Annotated in this window: 21 protein-coding genes; 11 read left to right on the top strand and 10 right to left on the bottom strand. The window is 60.5% G+C overall.

Features of this window, described 5'->3' with window-relative positions:
- Positions 1-46: 46 nt before the first annotated feature.
- Positions 47-1,123 (bottom strand): 3-deoxy-7-phosphoheptulonate synthase, encoded by a 1,077-nt coding sequence (locus K9857_RS15750; protein WP_224537252.1) that lies wholly within the window; start codon positions 1,121-1,123, stop codon positions 47-49.
- A gap of 292 nt (positions 1,124-1,415) precedes the next feature.
- On the bottom strand, positions 1,416-1,859 hold the full coding sequence (locus tag K9857_RS15745; protein ID WP_224537250.1) for a PilZ domain-containing protein: 444 nt from the start codon (positions 1,857-1,859) through the stop codon (positions 1,416-1,418).
- Between K9857_RS15745 and K9857_RS15740 the strand changes: the two genes are divergently transcribed.
- The 5 genes from K9857_RS15740 to cysB all read left to right on the top strand — a co-directional run bounded on the left by K9857_RS15740 (position 1,858) and on the right by cysB (position 5,818).
- Positions 1,858-2,244: a thioredoxin family protein gene (locus tag K9857_RS15740; protein ID WP_224537248.1), complete on the top strand. Its 387-nt coding sequence runs from the start codon at positions 1,858-1,860 to the stop codon at positions 2,242-2,244. The two genes, K9857_RS15745 and K9857_RS15740, sit on opposite strands and share 2 nt — an antisense overlap.
- Positions 2,241-3,197 (top strand): putative 2-dehydropantoate 2-reductase, encoded by a 957-nt coding sequence (locus tag K9857_RS15735; protein WP_224537245.1) that lies wholly within the window; start codon positions 2,241-2,243, stop codon positions 3,195-3,197. Before K9857_RS15740 ends, K9857_RS15735 begins: the two co-directional genes overlap by 4 nt.
- A gap of 26 nt (positions 3,198-3,223) precedes the next feature.
- Positions 3,224-4,129 (top strand): 5'-nucleotidase, encoded by a 906-nt coding sequence (locus K9857_RS15730; protein ID WP_224537244.1) that lies wholly within the window; start codon positions 3,224-3,226, stop codon positions 4,127-4,129.
- Positions 4,130-4,223: 94 nt separating this feature from the next.
- The gene (locus K9857_RS15725) at positions 4,224-4,727 is read left to right on the top strand and encodes a universal stress protein (RefSeq protein ID WP_224537242.1); all 504 of its coding nucleotides are present in this window, start codon (positions 4,224-4,226) and stop codon (positions 4,725-4,727) included.
- 116 nt (positions 4,728-4,843) lie between these two features.
- Positions 4,844-5,818: an HTH-type transcriptional regulator CysB gene (gene cysB, locus K9857_RS15720; protein ID WP_175376976.1), complete on the top strand. Its 975-nt coding sequence runs from the start codon at positions 4,844-4,846 to the stop codon at positions 5,816-5,818.
- 6 nt (positions 5,819-5,824) lie between these two features.
- On the opposite strand, the gene K9857_RS15715 is transcribed toward cysB, so the two are convergent.
- Positions 5,825-6,307, bottom strand: coding sequence for a transcription elongation factor GreAB (locus tag K9857_RS15715; RefSeq protein ID WP_224537240.1), 483 nt, complete (start codon positions 6,305-6,307; stop codon positions 5,825-5,827).
- Between the two features lie 2 nt (positions 6,308-6,309).
- Positions 6,310-6,717 carry a hypothetical protein gene (locus K9857_RS15710; protein WP_224537238.1) on the bottom strand — a complete coding sequence of 136 codons (408 nt, stop codon included), beginning with the start codon at positions 6,715-6,717 and terminating at the stop codon, positions 6,310-6,312.
- A gap of 123 nt (positions 6,718-6,840) precedes the next feature.
- Here K9857_RS15710 and earP point away from each other — a divergent pair, with 123 nt between their 5' ends.
- Positions 6,841-7,983 carry an elongation factor P maturation arginine rhamnosyltransferase EarP gene (earP, locus tag K9857_RS15705; RefSeq protein ID WP_224537236.1) on the top strand — a complete coding sequence of 381 codons (1,143 nt, stop codon included), beginning with the start codon at positions 6,841-6,843 and terminating at the stop codon, positions 7,981-7,983.
- Positions 7,984-8,031: 48 nt separating this feature from the next.
- Positions 8,032-8,601 (top strand): elongation factor P, encoded by a 570-nt coding sequence (locus K9857_RS15700; protein WP_110964190.1) that lies wholly within the window; start codon positions 8,032-8,034, stop codon positions 8,599-8,601.
- Positions 8,602-8,767: 166 nt separating this feature from the next.
- Here the strand turns inward: K9857_RS15700 and K9857_RS15695 are convergent, their stop codons facing one another.
- From K9857_RS15695 to K9857_RS15680, 4 genes are all read right to left on the bottom strand, one after another.
- Positions 8,768-9,778: an alpha/beta hydrolase gene (locus K9857_RS15695; RefSeq protein ID WP_224537235.1), complete on the bottom strand. Its 1,011-nt coding sequence runs from the start codon at positions 9,776-9,778 to the stop codon at positions 8,768-8,770.
- A gap of 37 nt (positions 9,779-9,815) precedes the next feature.
- Positions 9,816-10,235 (bottom strand): organic hydroperoxide resistance protein, encoded by a 420-nt coding sequence (locus K9857_RS15690; protein WP_224537233.1) that lies wholly within the window; start codon positions 10,233-10,235, stop codon positions 9,816-9,818.
- A 319-nt stretch (positions 10,236-10,554) separates the two neighbouring features.
- Positions 10,555-11,019 (bottom strand): MarR family winged helix-turn-helix transcriptional regulator, encoded by a 465-nt coding sequence (locus K9857_RS15685; protein ID WP_224537231.1) that lies wholly within the window; start codon positions 11,017-11,019, stop codon positions 10,555-10,557.
- A 69-nt stretch (positions 11,020-11,088) separates the two neighbouring features.
- A complete protein-coding gene (locus K9857_RS15680; RefSeq protein WP_224537229.1) occupies positions 11,089-12,045 on the bottom strand; it encodes a LysR family transcriptional regulator in 957 nt (318 codons plus the stop codon).
- A 124-nt stretch (positions 12,046-12,169) separates the two neighbouring features.
- Between K9857_RS15680 and K9857_RS15675 the strand changes: the two genes are divergently transcribed.
- Complete coding sequence (locus K9857_RS15675; protein WP_224537278.1) at positions 12,170-12,904, top strand: sulfite exporter TauE/SafE family protein; 735 nt, start codon at positions 12,170-12,172, stop codon at positions 12,902-12,904.
- On the opposite strand, the gene K9857_RS15670 is transcribed toward K9857_RS15675, so the two are convergent.
- The gene (locus tag K9857_RS15670; RefSeq protein WP_224537227.1) at positions 12,894-13,748 is read right to left on the bottom strand and encodes a LysR substrate-binding domain-containing protein; all 855 of its coding nucleotides are present in this window, start codon (positions 13,746-13,748) and stop codon (positions 12,894-12,896) included. The two genes, K9857_RS15675 and K9857_RS15670, sit on opposite strands and share 11 nt — an antisense overlap.
- A gap of 95 nt (positions 13,749-13,843) precedes the next feature.
- Here K9857_RS15670 and K9857_RS15665 point away from each other — a divergent pair, with 95 nt between their 5' ends.
- Both K9857_RS15665 and K9857_RS15660 read left to right on the top strand, forming a co-directional pair.
- Positions 13,844-14,059 carry a DUF1127 domain-containing protein gene (locus K9857_RS15665; protein ID WP_224537226.1) on the top strand — a complete coding sequence of 72 codons (216 nt, stop codon included), beginning with the start codon at positions 13,844-13,846 and terminating at the stop codon, positions 14,057-14,059.
- A 64-nt stretch (positions 14,060-14,123) separates the two neighbouring features.
- Complete coding sequence (locus K9857_RS15660) at positions 14,124-15,353, top strand: winged helix-turn-helix domain-containing protein (protein WP_224537224.1); 1,230 nt, start codon at positions 14,124-14,126, stop codon at positions 15,351-15,353.
- Between the two features lie 92 nt (positions 15,354-15,445).
- Here K9857_RS15660 and K9857_RS15655 read toward each other — a convergent pair whose 3' ends face one another.
- A complete protein-coding gene (locus K9857_RS15655; protein WP_224537222.1) occupies positions 15,446-16,792 on the bottom strand; it encodes a class II 3-deoxy-7-phosphoheptulonate synthase in 1,347 nt (448 codons plus the stop codon).
- 160 nt (positions 16,793-16,952) lie between these two features.
- Here K9857_RS15655 and K9857_RS15650 point away from each other — a divergent pair, with 160 nt between their 5' ends.
- Positions 16,953-17,708 (top strand): spermidine synthase, encoded by a 756-nt coding sequence (locus tag K9857_RS15650; RefSeq protein ID WP_224537220.1) that lies wholly within the window; start codon positions 16,953-16,955, stop codon positions 17,706-17,708.
- The last annotated feature ends 30 nt before the right edge of the window (positions 17,709-17,738 follow it).

Genomic DNA, 17,738 nt, shown 5'->3' with positions numbered 1-17,738 from the left:
AAACGCCGGGCTTGCCCGGCGTTTTTTTTGCTGCATTAAAACGTGATCAGGTGCGATCGCGCTTGGGCAGTACATCCTTGAGCTTGGCGTGCATGCTGCGCAAGGTGTTCTCGGTAGCGGTCCAGTCGATGCAGGCATCGGTGATCGACACGCCGTATTGCAGGTCGGCGAGGTCTTTCGGGATCGCCTGGCAGCCCCAGTTCAGGTGGCTTTCGACCATCAGGCCGATGATCGACTGGTTGCCTTCGAGGATCTGGTTGGCGACGTTCTCCATCACCAGCGGCTGCAGGGCTGGATCCTTGTTCGAGTTGGCGTGGCTGCAATCGACCATGATGTTCGGCTTGATCTTCGCCTTGTTCAGCGCCTGCTCGCAGAGCGCGACGCTGACCGAGTCGTAGTTCGGCTTGCCGTTGCCGCCGCGCAGCACGACGTGACCGTAGGCGTTGCCCTTGGTGGTCACGATCGACACGCCGCCTTCCTGGTTGATGCCCAGGAAACGGTGAGGGCTGGAAACCGATTGCAGGGCGTTGATGGCCACGGTCAGGCCGCCGTCGGTGCCGTTCTTGAAGCCGACGGCCGAGGACAGGCCGGAAGCCATTTCACGGTGGGTCTGGGATTCGGTGGTGCGCGCGCCGATGGCCGACCAGCTGATCAGGTCCTGCAGATACTGCGGGGAGATCGGGTCGAGGGCTTCGGTGGCGGTTGGCAGGCCCATTTCGGCCAGATCCAGCAGCAACTGACGACCGATGTGCAGGCCATCCTGGATCTTGAACGAGTCATCCAGGTACGGATCGTTGATCAAGCCTTTCCAGCCGACCGTGGTGCGTGGCTTCTCGAAATACACGCGCATCACCAGATACAGCGTATCGGACACTTCCGCGGCCAGCACTTTCAGGCGCTCGGCGTATTCGTGGGCGGCCTTGATGTCGTGTATCGAGCAAGGCCCGATGACCACGAACAGGCGGTGGTCGGTGCCATCAAGAATGTTGCGAATGACTTCGCGGCCCTTGGTGACGGTGCGCAGCGCGGCGTCGCTCAGAGGGATGTCACGCTTGAGCTGATCGGGGGTGATCAGCGTCTCGTTGGAAGAGACGTTCAGGTCGTTGATCGGTAAATCAGCCATCGTTTACTCGTCAGGTCACGGGTGCAGGCCGCCAGCGAACCCGCGCGGCGGAGCACAGCAAATTAAGCGCGTCGGGGAGCCGAACCTTAGCGCGTTACACCGTGGCTAGACAATGGGCAGACGCGGGTTTGGGGCGTTTAAGGTCGTGATTTGGCATGGCAGCAGCCCGGTTTTTTGTGGGAGCGAGCCTGCTCGCGAAAAATGCCCGGTCCACGCGGGCATTCAGATACCCGTGGGTCATCGTTGTCGACCATCGCGAGCGGGCTCGCTCCCACAGGGATTGGGTAATTGGCTAATCCAGCACAGGCTGCGCAAACGCCTTGCGCACTGTCTCATGGGAAAACTCGTCGGCATGTTGCTGGACCCACTCCAGCGCCCGCGCCTGAACTTCCTGAAGATCGTCGTGTACGTCATGCTGGCGGCAATAACGCTCTATCCGGCAGACCTGCTCGCCCATCCGCGCACTGAACAGCGTCTGCTCGTCGACGAAGGCGATGCCCACCAGGTAACCGTGCTTGCGGCGCAGGCACCAGGCCACATAGCCCAGAAAGCGCATGTCGGGGTTCAGGGTCGGCATGCGCACTTCAAGCGCCGTGCCGTGACGCCACGCGCGGTGATAATTGCAAGCCACACCCCCGAGGCTGATAGTGTGCAGCTGTTGCCGCGAAATACACTCGGGCTTGAGCAGCGTCAATTCCACCGGTACATCGTCAGGATGAGGAATGAATCGTCCCATGAACACGGACTCCATGTGTCGGCCATCTGACATTATTTCCCCCAGTATAGTGGTCGAATTGGAACTGACCGATTTTGACGCCGACCAGCGGCTGCTGACGATGAATGGCGTATCTCTGGTGATTTTTACCAGTGTCGGCTGTTCGAGTTGCCGCTTTGCCCGCGAACAATTGCCGACGCTCGATCTGGCGGTCGATCGGCTGTGCTGGATCGACGCCGGAAACAACGGCGGGGTGGTCGAGCGCTATCAGGTCTTTCATTTGCCGGCGCTGTTTGTGGTACGCGACGGTGAGTTCTTTGGAGCATTGCATTCGCGCCTGACCGCGTCCGAACTGAATCGGGCGATCCGGCAGGCGCTGGGTCGAACAGCTGAGGAGTTGCCATGATGGGGGCAGTTGCCAAACCGACAATCGGTATTATCGGGACCGGTGCAATCGGCGGTTTCTACGGATTGATGCTGGCGCGAGCCGGTTTTGATGTGCACTTTCTGCTGCGCAGCGAGTTTTCCGCGGTGGCCGAACGCGGGCTGCAATTGCACAGCGCGGTGCATGGTGCGCTTACGTTGAATCCGGTGCAGGCCTACTCGGCCGCCGAAGACATGCCGCCCTGCGACTGGCTGCTGGTGGGGGCGAAAACCTCCAGCAACGCGGACCTGGCGCCGATCATCCAGCAGGCCGCGGCGCCGAATGCCAAGGTGCTGCTATTGCAGAACGGCCTCGACGTCGAGGACAGCCTGCGTGAATTGCTGCCTGATTCGCTGCATGTGCTGGGCGGGCTCTGCTATATCTGCGTCCATCGCGAAGCCCCCGGGGTCATCACCCATCAGGCGCTGGGCGCGGTGCATGTCGGCTACCACAGCGGCCCGGCCGCCGATGGTGCGCAGCGCACCGCGATCATCGAGGAAGGTGTCGGTTTGTTCCGCGGCGCCGGCATCGATTCACAGGCCATGGCCAACCTGCACCAGGCGCGCTGGCTGAAACTGGTCTGGAATGTTCCTTACAACGGTCTTTCGGTGTTGCTGGGGGCGAGCACCACGCCGTTGATGGCCGATACCGACAGCCGCGAGTTGATCAAGGCATTGATGTCCGAAGTAGTACAGGGGGCCGTCGCCTGCGGTCACGAAGTGCCGGCCGGTTATGCCGAGCATCTGTTCATGATGACCGAGAAAATGCCCGACTACTGGCCGAGCATGTACCACGATCATCTGCACAAGCGACCGCTGGAACTGGACGCCATTTACGCCCGGCCACTGGCAGCGGCAAAGGCCGCGGGCTGCGAACTGCCGCGAATCGAGGCCTTGTATCGCAGTCTGGGTTTCATCGATCGACGTAACCGCTGAGTCGATCCATCCGAGGGGGGAAGGGCATGGCAAAAAACATCGACGACAAACTGGTACTGGCGATTTCCTCGCGAGCCCTGTTCGATTTGAGTGAAAGCCACAAAGTCTATCTGTCGAGCGGCGTCGAGGCCTACCGGCAGTATCAGATCGAGCACGAAGACGAAATTCTCGAACCCGGCGATGCTTTCCCTCTGGTGCAGAAACTCCTCAACCTCAATGCTCACCTCGGCCGTGCCCGGGTCGAGGTGATCCTGGTGTCACGCAACAGTGCCGACACCGGCCTGCGGGTGTTCAACTCGATCGACCACTATGGGCTGGCGATTTCCCGGGCGGCGTTCGTCGGCGGGCGCAGTCCTTATCCTTATCTCAAGGCTTTTGGCTGCGACCTGTTCCTCTCGACCCATGCCGAAGACGTTCGCAGCGCGCTGGACGCCGGTTTCGCCGCAGCGACGATTCTGTCGGGAGGAGCCAGCCGCGCCGCCAGCGATGAATTGCGCATTGCCTTCGACGGCGATGCGGTGCTGTTTTCCGATGAGTCCGAGCGCGTCTATCAGTCCGGCGGCCTGGAAGCGTTTCAGGCCAAGGAGCGCGAGTCGGCCCGCGAACCGTTGCGCGGCGGTCCTTTCAAGGGCTTCCTCGCCGCGCTCAATCTGTTGCAGCGCGAGTTTCCCGATGGCGCCTGCCCGATCCGCACGGCGCTGGTCACCGCCCGCTCTGCGCCGGCCCACGAGCGGGTGATCCGCACCCTGCGCGAGTGGGACATCCGTCTGGATGAGTCGCTATTTCTGGGTGGCCTGACCAAATCGGCGTTTCTCGAGGCCTTCGCCGCCGATGTGTTTTTCGATGATCAGGCCGGTCATTGCGAGTTGGCCCGGGAAGTCGTCGCCACCGGTCATGTGCCCCATGGCATAAGCAACGAGCAAAAGGTTTAAGCCCGCCGATCAACGTGTTGCGCCAAACGTCGTAGTCTCCAAGGCACTGCTAAGCTGAATCAATCTCCGCCATGTTGGTATCAGAGGAGGTCATATGATTCGCTCGATGCTCTATGCCACTGACCTCGGTCTGTACGCCCCTGTGGTGATGCAGCACGCCCTGGAACTGGCACGGACATTCAATGCCGACCTGTACGTAGTGCATGCGGTTGAGCCCATGGGGCTGTTTGCCGAATCGGTGCTGCAGAGCTATCTGGATGAGCAGGCGCTGAACGAATTTCACAGTCAGGGTCTGAATACCGTTATCGCCAATATCGAACAACGGGTACTGGACAGTTTTCGGGAGGAATTGGGAGAAGAGGGCGAGCATGACCTGGAGCGGATCCAGGCGGTACGTGTGCTGCAGGGCGATCCGGCGCAAGTGATTCTGGATCAGGCGCAGAAACTCTCCGTGGATTTACTGATCGTAGGTAGCCATAGCCATGGTGCTGGTGCGGAAACGCCTCTAGGGCGGACCGCAGCGCGTGTGTTGCAGCTGTCGAAGGTGCCGGTTTACCTGGTGCCGCTGGTGCAACGTCGTCGCCAGGGGGATCGCTAGAACGCAATGAATAGTGGCATTCTGATAAAAAAGTTCTAGATTTATTCTTCAAACCATTCATATAGTTATATACCGTCGCTGATGCCCGTGGCGTCTATCTGCTTTGAGGGATTCATATGAAGCTTCAACAACTGCGCTACATCTGGGAAGTGGCGCACCACGACCTCAACGTTTCCGCTACAGCCCAAAGCCTTTACACCTCGCAACCGGGCATCAGCAAACAGATCCGCCTGCTGGAAGACGAACTGGGCGTCGAAGTTTTCGCCCGCAGCGGCAAACACCTGACCCGCGTCACCCCGGCCGGCGAGCGCATCATCACCACCGCCGGCGAGATCCTGCGCAAGGTCGAAAGCATCAAGCAGATCGCTCAGGAATTCTCCAACGAGAAGAAAGGCACCCTGTCGATTGCCACCACCCACACCCAGGCGCGCTACGCACTGCCGCCGGTGATCAGCAACTTCATCAAGCAATACCCGGACGTGGCCCTGCACATGCACCAGGGTTCGCCGATGCAGATCGCCGAAATGGCCGCTGACGGCACCGTGGATTTCGCCATCGCCACTGAAGCGCTGGAGCTGTTCGGCGATCTGGTGATGATGCCGTGCTACCGCTGGAACCGCTGCGTGGTCGTCCCTCACGGTCACCCGCTGACCAAACTGCCGAAGCTGACCCTCGAAGCCTTGGCCGAATACCCGATCGTGACTTACGTGTTCGGTTTCACCGGCCGTTCCAAGCTCGACGAAGCCTTCAGCCATCGCGGCCTGACGCCAAAAGTGGTGTTCACCGCCGCCGACGCCGACGTGATCAAGACTTACGTTCGCCTGGGCCTGGGCGTGGGCATCGTGGCGAAAATGGCCGTTGATACCAAACTCGACAACGATCTGGTCGTACTCGATGCCAGCGAACTGTTCGAATCGAGCATCACCAAGATCGGTTTCCGTCGCGGTACCTTCCTGCGTGGCTTCATGTGCGACTTCATCGAGAAGTTCGCCCCGCACCTGACCCGCGACGTCATGGCCAAAGCCATTCAGTGCCATAACAAGCAGGAACTGGAAGAACTGTTCGAAGGCGTCGAACTGCCCGTCCACTGATCTTTTCTAGACGACCTCGGTGACAGCGAACTGTTGCCGAGCGCCCGCCACCAGAATCTCCACCTCATCGCCCTCGAACTTGCCCAGCAGGCTTTTGCCCAGCGGTGAGCGCGGGGTGATGACGGTGACCGGTTGTCCCACCAGCTCTACCTTCAGCCCTGCGGCATCCGGTGCCAGGAACAGCCACTGTTCGCGACCCTGTTCGTCTTCCAGGCCCAGCAACGCACCGACCTCGATACCGCGCTGATCGTCATATGGACGCAGAATCAGGTTCTGGCAAAGCGCCAGGGACTGGCGGATTTCCTCGACGCGCCTGGCTTGCCCGGCCGCCAGATAGGACGCCTCCAGTCCCAATGTGTCGTACTTGTTTTCGGCAATGTTCTCTTCGTGTGTAGCCGTTTCGTAGGCGGTCTGCGCCGCGCGCTCGGCGATGTCGAGATCGATGCGCAGTTTGTCGAGAATCAGTTGGTGAACGGTCTGTTTATTCATGATCAATCGCAGAATTGCAGGACATTGGCGCGGCTTTTTTCGCTGGGCGCCGTCTGGTCCTGTTGCAGCCAGAACTGGCATTTGGGGTTCGACAGATTACGGTTACTGCTACGGGCCTGATCAAGGCGTGCGGCCTGTTCGCTCTTGCGCAGGTTCTCTTCGTATTGCTCGAACAGCGGGCTCTGGGGAGGAAGATCGGGAACCTGCTGCACCACGGGCGGGTTGGCCAGTTGTTGCACTGCCTGGGCCACCGGCGCCAATTGTTCGTTGAACACGAAGCGTGAAGCGAGCCAGCAGGTCAATGCGATGGCAATGAACCCCAGCCACAGACCCAAGGCAATGCTGCCGGTCAGTTGCAGGGCATTGAGCTGGATCGGCAACGGGCGGCGCGGGTTGGGACGGTAGGGCATGGTTGCCTCCTGGCGGTGGGTCGCGGGCATTTGCGATTGTCGCAGAAAGATTAATCGTCGTCGGCTCTTCTGTATGGGGGAATTTATGCGGACAATCGCTGCCTTTGCCAACGGGAGCCTGGAATGTCTGAACTGAAAACCCGCTGGGATATTTTTTGCACTGTGGTGGATAACTACGGCGACATCGGCGTGACCTGGCGCCTGGCGCGCCAGCTGGTTGCCGAGCATGGCGTGGCGGTGCGCTTGTGGGTCGATGATCTGCGAGCCTTCGAGCGCATGTGCCCGGAAATCGATATCCACACCGGCCAGCAATGGCAGCAGGGCGTCGAAGTGCGTCACTGGAGCGCCGACTTCCAGCCGGTCGATGCCGCGGATGTGGTGATTGCCGCGTTCGCCTGCCAACTGCCCAGTGCCTATATGGACGCCATGGCCGAGCGCGAGAAGCCGCCGCTGTGGATGAACCTCGATTACCTGAGCGCCGAGGACTGGGTGATCGGCTGTCACGGCTTGCCGTCGGTCAAATACCGGCACGTGCAGAAGTTCTTCTTCTTTCCGGGCTTTCGTCAGGGCACCGGTGGTTTGCTGCGCGAGGGTGGATTGCTCGATCGGCGCCAGCAATTCCAGCAGGATCCCGAGGCTCAGCGCGCTTTCCTGCAGGGCCTGGGGATCGATCGTGTTCCTGGTTCACAGCTGATTTCGCTGTTCGCCTACGAAAACGCGGGGCTGGCCAGCTGGATGGACGCGCTGGCGAGCGATTCGACGCCGACGCATCTGTTGGTGCCGGAAGGGCGGATTCTGGGGGATGTCGAACGCTGGCTGGGCTTAAGCGACCTGACGGCCGGCGCCGTGCATGTGCGCGATGGCCTGACAGTGCAGGTGCTGCCGTTCGTCCGGCAGGACGAGTACGACCGTTTGCTGTGGTGCTGCGATTTCAACGCCGTGCGCGGCGAGGACTCGTTCGTCCGTGCCCAATGGGCGGGCCTGCCGTTGCTCTGGCACATTTATCAACAGGAAGAAGACGTCCATCTGGACAAGCTCGAGGCCTTCCTCACGCTGTATGTGCAGGATCTTTCGGAGCCTGCACGGGAGGCGATCAGTGGTTTGTGGCGTGCCTGGAACGCCGGCGAAAAAATGACCGACCACTGGCAATCGACCCGCAAACACTGGCCAGAGCTGCAAAAACACGCGCAAACGTGGTGTCTGGAACAGGCCTCCCGGCCCGATCTCGCCGCGGCGCTGGTACAGTTTTATGTAAATTGGCTATGATACGCGGCCTAGATTTTTGTAAATCCCATCCAAATTCGGATATTCGCAATGAAAACTGGTAAAGAACTCAAACCCGGTACCGTGCTGCGTATCGACAACGATCCATGGCTGGTTCAGAAAGCTGAATTCACCAAGTCGGGCCGTAACAGCGCGATCATGAAGACCAAGCTGAAGAACCTGCTGACCGGCTACAAGACTGAAACCGTTTACGGTGCGGACGACAAGCTGGACGACGTGATCCTGGATCGCAAAGAAGCGACCCTGTCGTTCATCAGCGGTGACTCCTACACGTTCATGGACACCACCGACTACACCATGTACGAGCTGAACGCTGAAGACATCGAAGCCGTTCTGCCGTTCATCGAAGAAGGCATGACCGACGTCTGCGAAGCCGTGTTCTTCGAAGGCCGTCTGGTTTCCGTAGAGCTGCCGACCACCATCGTGCGTCAGGTTGCCTACACCGAAGGTTCCGCTCGCGGCGACACTTCCGGCAAGGTCATGAAGCCTGCCAAACTGAAGAACGGCACCGAACTGTCGGTTGCTGACTTCATCGAAATCGACGACATGATCGAAATCGACACCCGCGAAGGCGGTTCCTACAAAGGCCGTGCTAAATAAGCACTGCTTGAGGAATGAAAAAGCCCGACCATTGAGTCGGGCTTTTTTGTGCCTGAAAGATTCCTGTAGGAGCGAGGCTTGCCCGCGAAAGCGTTCTATCAGCCGACACTGATGTCGATTGGTATTGCGCCTTCGCGGGCAAGCCTCGCTCCTACAAGGGATTGTGTTACTTCAGGTGCTCCTTGAGCTCCTGCGAAGCCTGCAACATCGCCGAACGCACCGCTGGGACCTGGCTCACCACGTTGAGCAAACCGTAGTCGTGGATCATGCCGTTGTAGCGAACCGAGGTCACCGGCACGCCGGCTTCGTCGAGTTTGCGGGCGTAGGCTTCGCCTTCGTCGCGCAGCACGTCGGCACTTGCCGTCTGCACCAGCGCCGGTGGCAGGCCCTTGAGTTGCGCAGGGGTCGCCCGCAGCGGCGAGGCGTAGATCTCGTTACGCTGGTTGGCGTCGGTGGTGTAGTTGTCCCAGAACCACTTCATCATGTTGCGGGTCAGGAAGTGCCCCTCGGCAAACTGGTTATAGGAACCGGTATCGAAGTTGGCATCGGTCACCGGCCACAGCAGGACCTGATACTTGATTGCCGGTGTGCCCTTGTCCTTGGCCATCAGCGCGACCACTGCCGCCATGTTGCCGCCGACGCTGTTGCCGGCCACGGCCAGACGCTTGCCGTCGACGTTGATCTCTTTGCCGTGCTCGGCCACCCACTTGGTTGCCGCGTAGGCCTGGTTGATCGCAACCGGGTAATGCGCTTCCGGAGACGGGGTGTAGTTGACGAACACCGCCACCGCGCCGGAACCGGCCACCAGGTCACGAACCAGCCGTTCGTGGGTCGGGAAATCCCCAAGGACCCAGCCACCGCCGTGGAAGAACATGAACACCGGCAACTCACCTTTGACCCCGGCCGGCCGGACGACGGTCAGACTCAGCGGCTGGCCATCGACCTGGATTGTCTTCTGGCTGACATCGGCTTTCGGTAACGTCAGCTTCACCCCCGACTGCGCGCCCACCAGCACGGCGCGGGCATCCTTGGGCGTCATCTGTTCCATCGGTTTGCCGGTGCCGGCGTTCAACACATCGAGAAATGCCTGGGTGTTGTGTTCAACGTCGCCGGCAAACGCGCTGTGGACGGACAGAGCGAGAAGGGTACCGGTCAAGACTTTGCTGAAAGTGTTCATGTTCATTTCCTGTTCGGGCCTGGTTGGACGGCGACGGTTAGACGGTCACGTGCAGACGTACATCGACGTTGCCACGGGTGGCGTTGGAGTACGGGCAGACCTGGTGGGCTGCGTCGACCAGTGCTTGTGCGTCGGTTTGTTCCAGGCCCGGCAGGCTGATGTGCAGGTCGATGTCCAGACCGAAACCGCCAGGGATCTGGCCGATGCCGACATGGGCGGTGATCGAGGCATCGCTCGGGATGCTGCGCTTGGTCTGGCTGGCGACGAATTTCAGGGCGCCGATGAAGCAGGCGGAGTAGCCGGCGGCGAACAGTTGCTCAGGGTTGGTTGCCGCGCCGCCTGCACCGCCGAGTTCTTTCGGGGTGGCGAGTTTGACGTCGAGAATGTTGTCGCTGGAGATCGCACGACCGTCACGGCCACCGGTGGAAGTTGCGATTGCGGTGTAGAGAGTTTGCATGGTGAAAGCCTCGTTCGATTTGATTTGACTGGGTTTGTGTTGCGCTAAATGTTTGTGCGCTAACTGAGTGCGAAGTGAATGTATCGCGCTAATATTTAGTGCGCAAGATAAATTTTTGAAAAAGTATTCTGTGAACGAACGATTTGTTTGTTAGTTATTGATTTATAAAGATTTAATTGGCTGAAATTTTTTGTGAGAAGCAGAAAGAAATGTGGGAGCGGGCTTGCTCGCGAAAGCGGTGTATCAATCGGCACATTTGCTGAATGACACACCGCTTTCGCGAGCAAGCCCGCTCCCACAGGGGTTCCGAGGTGTTTTTTTAGATCAGGCTGTCCTGCAAATGCCGACGCAGCTCTTGCAGCTCCGCCTGCAGACTCTGCAATCGCTCCAGCGTCATGCCGCTGGCGCCGAGGATGCACTGGGGAATGCTCCGGGCCTTGTCTCGCAAGCCCCGGCCCTGATCGGTGAGTTCGACGATTACCACGCGCTCGTCTTCACGGCTGCGGGTGCGGCTGAGCAGGCCTTCGGCTTCAAGGCGTTTGAGCAGGGGCGTCAGCGAGCCGGGATCGGTCAGCAGGCGTGCGCTGATTTCTCCTACAGTCAAGCCATCCTGTTCCCACAGCACCATCATCGCCAGGTACTGTGGATAAGTCAGGCCCAGCGCCTGCAACAGGGGCTTGTAGACCTTGGTCATCATCAGTGAAGTGGAATGCAGGGCGAAGCAGGCCTGGTTGTCCAGCAGCAGGTCGTCGCAGTTGTCCGGGGTGTCGCGTTCGGTGGTCATTTCGAAGCCTTGAGCAATGATCGTCATGAATCTAGCGGTCAAATCTTTAATGCGCCAGACAATTCCGGACTAGTGGCGATTCAGATGGGTTTGCAGTACCAGATCCCACGGCGGGATCGGGCTGAAGCGGGTTTTCAGGTATTCCAGCAAGAGGCGGCTGCGGGAATTGGGTTGTTGTTCCAGACGCAGGGCATAGATCCCGGTGCTTTCCGGCTTGGGCAGGCCGTTTTCGCAGAACAGCGGCAACAACTCGCCACGCACCAGGTATTCGCTGGCCAGCCAGGTCGGCAAATGGGCGATGCCCAGACCGGTTAACGCGCCGAAGACCAGGGCCTCGGCATTGTTGGCACTCATGCGTATGCGCGAGGGTCGATGCAGTTGCATCTGACCTTCAAGCTCGAAGCGCCATGCGAACTGCGGTGCCAAACCCTCCCAGTCCACGCCGTCGTGTTCGCAGAGTTGCACCGGATCCCTGGGGACGCCCCGGCGTTGCAGATAGTCCGGGCTGGCACAGGCGATACGCATCATGCTCGCCAGCGGGGTAGCGACCAGCCGGGTATCGGCCAATTGACCGGTACGCAGCACCAGGTCGACTTTACCCAGATTCAGGCCCTGCATATCGACGAAGCTGTCGATCAGATGCAGGTGCACATCAAGGCCTGGATAAAGCGCCAGAAAATCTGCGATTACCGGAGCCAGATGGCGACGACCGAATGCTGCCGGGGCGTCCACCCGAATCAGACCTTCGGGTGCGCTGCTCAGGGAAACCGCCTCGGCTCGCGCCAGCCGCAGTTCCTCGACGATCCGCCGGGCCCGTTCGGCAAATGCCAAACCGGCCGGCGTCGCTCGAACCGCGTGGGTTGTGCGAACGAACAACTGGCTGCCCACGGCGCTTTCGAGGCTGTCGATCCGTCGCGCCACCGCAGAGGGCGTCAGCGGATGGCGACGAGAGGCGGCAGAAAAACTTCCGGTTTCCAGAACGTCCAGGAACAGAGCGAGCTGGTCAGTCAATTGATTAGGGTTCATAAAAAGCCGTTTTGCTTATGCGAGTCGAGCACAGCCATTGTGCGCTGCTGTGCGTTTCCCCACCAGAATCATCTGAGTACGATGAGCTCACTATCTGGAGGACCTCGCAGTGATTGAGTTTTTGATGTATCTGGTTTTCGGCGCGGCCCTGGGCACCCTGGGCGGCATCTTCGGCATCGGTGGCGGTCTGATTGCCATCCCGCTGCTGGGCGTACTGTTCGGTCTGGATCAACAAATCGCCCAAGGCACGGCACTTGTCATGGTGGTGCCCAACGTCATGCTGGCGCTGTGGCGCTACCACCAGCGCAATCGCATCGAAATGCGCCATGCCCTGCCTCTGGCTTCGATGGGTTTCTGTTTCGCCTGGTTCGGCTCGATCTGGGCCGTGGGCATCGATGCGCAAACCATGCGCATCGGCTTCGTCGCCTTTCTGGTCGCGCTTTCGACTTACAACCTCGTGCGCATGTTCTCTGCCCGCACGCCGGCGTCTTCGCAGATGAAGTATTCGTGGCCATGGCTGGGCGTGCTCGGTGCCGCTTCCGGCACCATGGGCGGGTTGTTCGGAGTGGGCGGGGCGGTGGTGGCGACGCCAGTGTTGACCAGTCTGTTCGGCACCACGCAGTTGGTTGCCCAAGGGTTGTCACTGGCGCTGGCGCTGCCCAGTACCGGCGTCACCTTGGTCACTTACGCCGTGCACCATCAGGTCCATTGGGCGATCGGCGTACCTCTGGCGGTCGGCGGCCTGCTGAGCATCAGTTGGGGTGTGAAGATCGCCCACGCGATGCCCGAACGCCTGCTTCGCGCTCTGTTCTGCGGTTTCCTGGTGTTATGCGCGGTGATGCTCGCCTTTAAAGTTTGAAGCCGTCGACGATATGTTCGGCCAGGCATTCGGTGATCGGCGAAGGGTTGTGCAGATTGCGCACCAGCATGATGCTGGCCTCGGGCAATAACGGCAGGTCTTCGGCTTCACCAAGGATGCGCATGTCCTGAGTGATCAGGCTTTCCAGTTGCGCGGTGACCGCAAGGCCCGCGCTGACCACTGCCATGATCGCCGACAGACTGTCGCTGTTGTACGCCACGCGGTAATCGCGACCCGCCGCATCCAGAGCGTTGCACGCCCACATCCGGCAAAAGCAGTCACTGTTGAACATCGCCAGCGGCAACGGTGTTTGCTCATGGGCGCTGTAGCACTGCGCCTCGGCCCAGACGAACCGCTCCTTTCGCAACAACTGGCCGATTTCGCTGCCCGGTTCGCGGGTGACGATCGACAGGTCGAGGTCCTGACGCATCAGCAATTGTTTTGATGATTCGCAGTGCACCTCGATCTGGATCAGCGGATAGGACTGAGCGAAGCGCCGCAGGATCCCCGGCAAAAAGCGCATCACGTAATCGTCCGGCGTGCCGATGCGCACCGTGCCGACCATGTCCGGCTCGCGCAGGGTGTTGAACACCTCGCTGTGCAGCTTGAGGATGCGCCGCGCATAACCCAACAGCACCTGGCCTTCGGCGGTGAGCCGTACTTGCCGGCCGTCACGCTGGAACAGCTGACGCTGCAGCACGTCTTCTTCGAGTCGTTTCATCTGCATGCTCACCGCCGACTGCGTGCGATGAACCAGCTCGCCGGCGCGGGTGAAGCCACCCTGGTCGGCGATCGCGACGAAGGTGCGCAGCACTTCGGTATCGATAGTCTGATAAGTAGACATGTATCAATCTCCGAGATGTTTGCCATCAGAAACATTTGTTGGATTGATCTTAGACCCGGCGCGAGACTGGAACCATCCAAACGGAGGGCAACAAGATGAAAGGTCTACATGAGTTCCAAGGCGCAGAAAAACACTCGGTCCATCTGATTTCCGATCTGCTGCACAAGGTCAGCCGTTGGTACGAGCTGCATCGCGAGCGCGAACTGCTGGCAAGCCTGAGCGACGAAGCGCTGAAGGACATCGGTATGAGTCGGGCGGATGTCGAGTTCGAGTCGGTAAAGCCATTCTGGAATGATCCGATGCATAAATGAGTAACATCCAACTACACAAACCGACTTATGGTGAGGTAGGTTGCGAGCAGGCAAGGAGATGCTCATGCCCGCGACACAATCCTTATCCCTCAAACAGGCTCGGCGTCTGGCGCTGGCTGCCCAAGGATTCAACGGGCGCCAGCCGCCAGCGACGATCAAAGCGGCCCACCTGAACCGGCTGATCGAACGGCTGGGCATCCTGCAGATCGATTCCGTCAATGCCGTGGTGCGTTCGCACTACCTCCCGCTGTTTTCCCGTCTAGGTCATTACCCCTCTGAATTGCTCGACCAGGCTGCCTGGAGTCAGGGCCGTCGTCGCACCTTGTTCGAATACTGGGGCCATGAGGCTTCGCTGATGCCGCTGTCGCTGTACCCGATGATGCGCTGGCGCATGCAGCGGGCGACCCGGGGTGAAGACATTTATCAGCAACTGGCGCGTTTCGGGCGTGAGCAGCAGGACACGATTCGTCGGGTCCTGGCATGCGTTGAGGAGCAGGGCGCGCTGGGTGCCGGCAGCCTGTCGACGCGCCAGGAGCGAGCCGGCCCCTGGTGGGACTGGAGCGCGGAAAAGCATGCACTGGAGTGGTTGTTTGCCGCCGGTGAAGTGACGGTCGCCGGACGCCGCGGGTTCGAGCGACTCTACGACTTGCCGGAGCGGGTGATTCCCTCGGCGATCCTGACGCAACCGATGCCCGACGAGGCCGAAGCTCAGCGCGGCCTGCTGCTGCATGCCGCGGCCGCCCTGGGCGTGGGCACCGAGAAAGATCTGCGGGACTATTTCCGCCTGAACCCCGCCGACAGCCAGCCGCGACTTGCAGAGCTGGTGGAGGCGGGCGAGTTGCTGATGTGTGACGTTCAGGGCTGGCGGCAGCCGGCCTATTGCCTGCCCGACGCCAGTCCGCCGCGCAAGGTCGAGGCCAGCGCGCTGCTTTCGCCTTTCGATTCACTGGTCTGGGAGCGCAGCCGTACCGAGCGGCTGTTCGATTTCCGTTATCGGCTTGAGATCTACACGCCGCAGCACAAGCGGGTGTATGGGTATTACGTGTTGCCGTTTCTGCATCATGAGCGGATCGCCGCACGTGTGGACCTGCGGGCCGAGCGGGCGGCAGGGCAGTTGGCGGTACATGCGGTGCACGAGGAAGAGCAGGGGCTGGATGATGAGGGGATGCTGGCGCTGGCGGTGTATCTGCGGCGGATGGCGGATTGGCTGGGGTTGGCGCGGGTGCAACTCAATTGCCCAAGGGCGAGTGCCATTCGATTGCGGGCGGCATTGGCTCAAATTGATGGGGTTTGAGCTGGCCTCATCGCGAGCAGGCTCGCTCCCACAGTAGATCGAGGTGCGATTCAATGTGGGAGCGAGCCTGCTCGCGATGGGTCCAATACGATTTAACGCCGAACCTGCTTCAAAGTCTCGGCAATCAAAAACGCCAACTCCAGCGACTGGTCCGCATTCATCCGCGGATCACAGTGGGTGTGATACCGGTCCGACAATCCATCCTCGGTAATCGGCCGCGCCCCACCGATGCACTCGGTCACGTTCTGCCCGGTCATCTCGATGTGGATACCGCCGGCATAGCTGCCCTCGGCCTGGTGCACCTGGAAGAACTGCTTCACCTCCCCAAGAATCTGCGCGAAATCCCGGGTCTTGTAGCCGCTGCTGGCCTTGATGGTGTTGCCGTGCATCGGGTCCGAACTCCACAGCACTTGCTTGCCTTCGCGCTGCACGGCGCGGATCAGTTGCGGCAAGTGGTCGCCGACCTTGTTCGCGCCCATGCGCGCGATCAGGTTCAGGCGGCCCGGATCGTTGTCCGGGTTGAGGATGTCGATCAAGCGGATCAGGTCGTCGGTGTTCATGCTTGGGCCGACCTTGACCCCGATCGGGTTGTTCACCCCGCGCAGGAACTCGACGTGGGCGCCATCGAGCTGACGGGTGCGGTCGCCGATCCACAACATGTGGGCCGAGCAGTCGTAGTAATCGTTGGTCAGGCTGTCGCGGCGCACGAAAGCTTCTTCGTAGTTCAACAGCAGCGCTTCGTGGGCGGTGAAGAAGCTGGTCTCGCGCAGTTGCGGCGAGCTGTCCATGCCGCAGGCGCGCATGAAGGCCAGAGTCTCATCGATGCGGTCGGCCAGGTGGCTGTACTTCTCGGCCAGCGCGGAGTTGGCGATGAAATCCAGGTTCCACTTGTGCACCTGGTGCAGGTCGGCAAACCCGCCTTGGGCGAAGGCGCGCAGCAGGTTCAGGGTGGCGGTGGACTGGTGATAGGACTGCAGCAGGCGCTCCGGGTCCGGCACGCGGCTCTTCTCGTCGAAGCCGATACCGTTGACGATATCGCCCCGGTAGGCCGGCAGGGTCACGCCGTCGATGGTTTCGTCGTTGGCCGAGCGCGGCTTGGCAAACTGGCCGGCCATGCGCCCTACCTTGACCACCGGGCAGCCGGCGGCGAAGGTCATGACGATTGCCATTTGCAGCAACACCTTGAAGGTGTCGCGGATTTTCGCGGCGGAGAACTCGACGAAGCTTTCCGCGCAATCGCCGCCCTGCAGCAGAAACGCGCGGCCCTGGGTCACTTCGGCAAACTGACGACGCAATTCCCGGGCTTCACCGGCAAACACCAGCGGCGGATAACTGGCCAGGGTCTGCTCGACGTGCTGCAAATGCGCTGCATCGGGGTATTGGGGTTGCTGCTGGATCGGCAGGGCGCGCCAGCTGTCAGGGCTCCAGGGTTGGCTCATCACGGTCTCTATTTGTTTTACGCTCGGATCGCCATGTTATCAGCAATTAGTGCGTGACCTGTTCCCGTCGCTTCGCGGACAATCGCGCCTTTGCCGCTGTGCGCAGTGGTGTCAATGTGCTGCTTGTTCATTGCAGGCAAGGTGAGGGTCGGGAGAGGAAATGACTGAGGAGCGCGTCGAGCATTTGCTCGCCGAAGTGCAGGACGAATTTGGCGTGATTCGCGTGCTGGAAGTGGCCGATTACCGTTTTCTCGAATTCGGTGACGCCATCGAGCAGAGTTGTGTGTTCACCGCCGACCCGAGCTGGCTCGAATACGATTACACCCGGGCGATGCTCATCGGTGCGCTGTGCCACGAGCAGCCGGAGTCCGCGCTGTTTCTCGGGCTCGGCGCCGGCACACTGACCCAGGCCTGCCTCAAGTTCCTGCCGCTGGAAGACGTCGAAGCCATCGAACTGCGTCCCGATGTGCCGCGCCTGGCCATCGAGTACCTGGGGCTGGACGACGATCCGCGCCTGTACATTCGCGTCGGCGATGCTCTGGAACTGCTCGACACGGCTGAGCCTGCGGACCTGATTTTCGTCGACCTCTATACCGACGTCGGCCCGGGTGTCGGGCACCTGGCCTGGACTTTCCTGGAGAACTGCCAGAAACGCCTGAATCCGGGTGGCTGGCTGGTGATCAATCAATGGGCCACCGACGACGGCAAGCCGCTGGGCGCCGCGTTGTTGCGCGGGCTCTATCACCGGCATTACTGGGAATTGCCGGTGAAGGAGGGCAACGTGATCCTGATCGTGCCTTCGGAACTGGATCAGGAGCTGGACATGCAAGGGCTGATCGCCCGGGCCGAAGCGCTGGCGCCGCGATTGGGGTATTCGCTGGAGTCGCTGATCAAGGCGATTCGGCCTGCCACCTGATCGGAGGCGTCATGACCTCATCGCGAGCAG

The organism is Pseudomonas sp. REP124 (genome assembly GCF_020164475.1).
In the GTDB taxonomy this organism is placed as follows: domain Bacteria; phylum Pseudomonadota; class Gammaproteobacteria; order Pseudomonadales; family Pseudomonadaceae; genus Aquipseudomonas.
This window is presented reverse-complemented; position numbering and strand designations above follow the sequence as displayed.

What these genes read in the sequence shown, in the direction of transcription:
- K9857_RS15715 (WP_224537240.1), bottom strand. Translation starts at nt 6,307, where the DNA reads ATGAATAAACAGACCGTTCACCAACTGATTCTCGACAAACTGCGCATC.
- K9857_RS15695 (WP_224537235.1), bottom strand. Translation starts at nt 9,778, where the DNA reads ATGAACACTTTCAGCAAAGTCTTGACCGGTACCCTTCTCGCTCTGTCC.
- K9857_RS15650 (WP_224537220.1), top strand. Translation starts at nt 16,953, where the DNA reads ATGACTGAGGAGCGCGTCGAGCATTTGCTCGCCGAAGTGCAGGACGAA.
- K9857_RS15665 (WP_224537226.1), top strand. Translation starts at nt 13,844, where the DNA reads ATGAAAGGTCTACATGAGTTCCAAGGCGCAGAAAAACACTCGGTCCAT.
- cysB (WP_175376976.1), top strand. Translation starts at nt 4,844, where the DNA reads ATGAAGCTTCAACAACTGCGCTACATCTGGGAAGTGGCGCACCACGAC.
- K9857_RS15660 (WP_224537224.1), top strand. Translation starts at nt 14,124, where the DNA reads ATGCCCGCGACACAATCCTTATCCCTCAAACAGGCTCGGCGTCTGGCG.
- K9857_RS15730 (WP_224537244.1), top strand. Translation starts at nt 3,224, where the DNA reads ATGGCAAAAAACATCGACGACAAACTGGTACTGGCGATTTCCTCGCGA.
- K9857_RS15725 (WP_224537242.1), top strand. Translation starts at nt 4,224, where the DNA reads ATGATTCGCTCGATGCTCTATGCCACTGACCTCGGTCTGTACGCCCCT.
- K9857_RS15655 (WP_224537222.1), bottom strand. Translation starts at nt 16,792, where the DNA reads ATGAGCCAACCCTGGAGCCCTGACAGCTGGCGCGCCCTGCCGATCCAG.
- K9857_RS15735 (WP_224537245.1), top strand. Translation starts at nt 2,241, where the DNA reads ATGATGGGGGCAGTTGCCAAACCGACAATCGGTATTATCGGGACCGGT.
- K9857_RS15750 (WP_224537252.1), bottom strand. Translation starts at nt 1,123, where the DNA reads ATGGCTGATTTACCGATCAACGACCTGAACGTCTCTTCCAACGAGACG.
- K9857_RS15675 (WP_224537278.1), top strand. Translation starts at nt 12,170, where the DNA reads ATGTATCTGGTTTTCGGCGCGGCCCTGGGCACCCTGGGCGGCATCTTC.
- earP (WP_224537236.1), top strand. Translation starts at nt 6,841, where the DNA reads ATGTCTGAACTGAAAACCCGCTGGGATATTTTTTGCACTGTGGTGGAT.
- K9857_RS15690 (WP_224537233.1), bottom strand. Translation starts at nt 10,235, where the DNA reads ATGCAAACTCTCTACACCGCAATCGCAACTTCCACCGGTGGCCGTGAC.
- K9857_RS15685 (WP_224537231.1), bottom strand. Translation starts at nt 11,019, where the DNA reads ATGACCACCGAACGCGACACCCCGGACAACTGCGACGACCTGCTGCTG.
- K9857_RS15680 (WP_224537229.1), bottom strand. Translation starts at nt 12,045, where the DNA reads ATGAACCCTAATCAATTGACTGACCAGCTCGCTCTGTTCCTGGACGTT.
- K9857_RS15710 (WP_224537238.1), bottom strand. Translation starts at nt 6,717, where the DNA reads ATGCCCTACCGTCCCAACCCGCGCCGCCCGTTGCCGATCCAGCTCAAT.
- K9857_RS15745 (WP_224537250.1), bottom strand. Translation starts at nt 1,859, where the DNA reads ATGGGACGATTCATTCCTCATCCTGACGATGTACCGGTGGAATTGACG.
- K9857_RS15670 (WP_224537227.1), bottom strand. Translation starts at nt 13,748, where the DNA reads ATGTCTACTTATCAGACTATCGATACCGAAGTGCTGCGCACCTTCGTC.
- K9857_RS15740 (WP_224537248.1), top strand. Translation starts at nt 1,858, where the DNA reads ATGAACACGGACTCCATGTGTCGGCCATCTGACATTATTTCCCCCAGT.
- K9857_RS15700 (WP_110964190.1), top strand. Translation starts at nt 8,032, where the DNA reads ATGAAAACTGGTAAAGAACTCAAACCCGGTACCGTGCTGCGTATCGAC.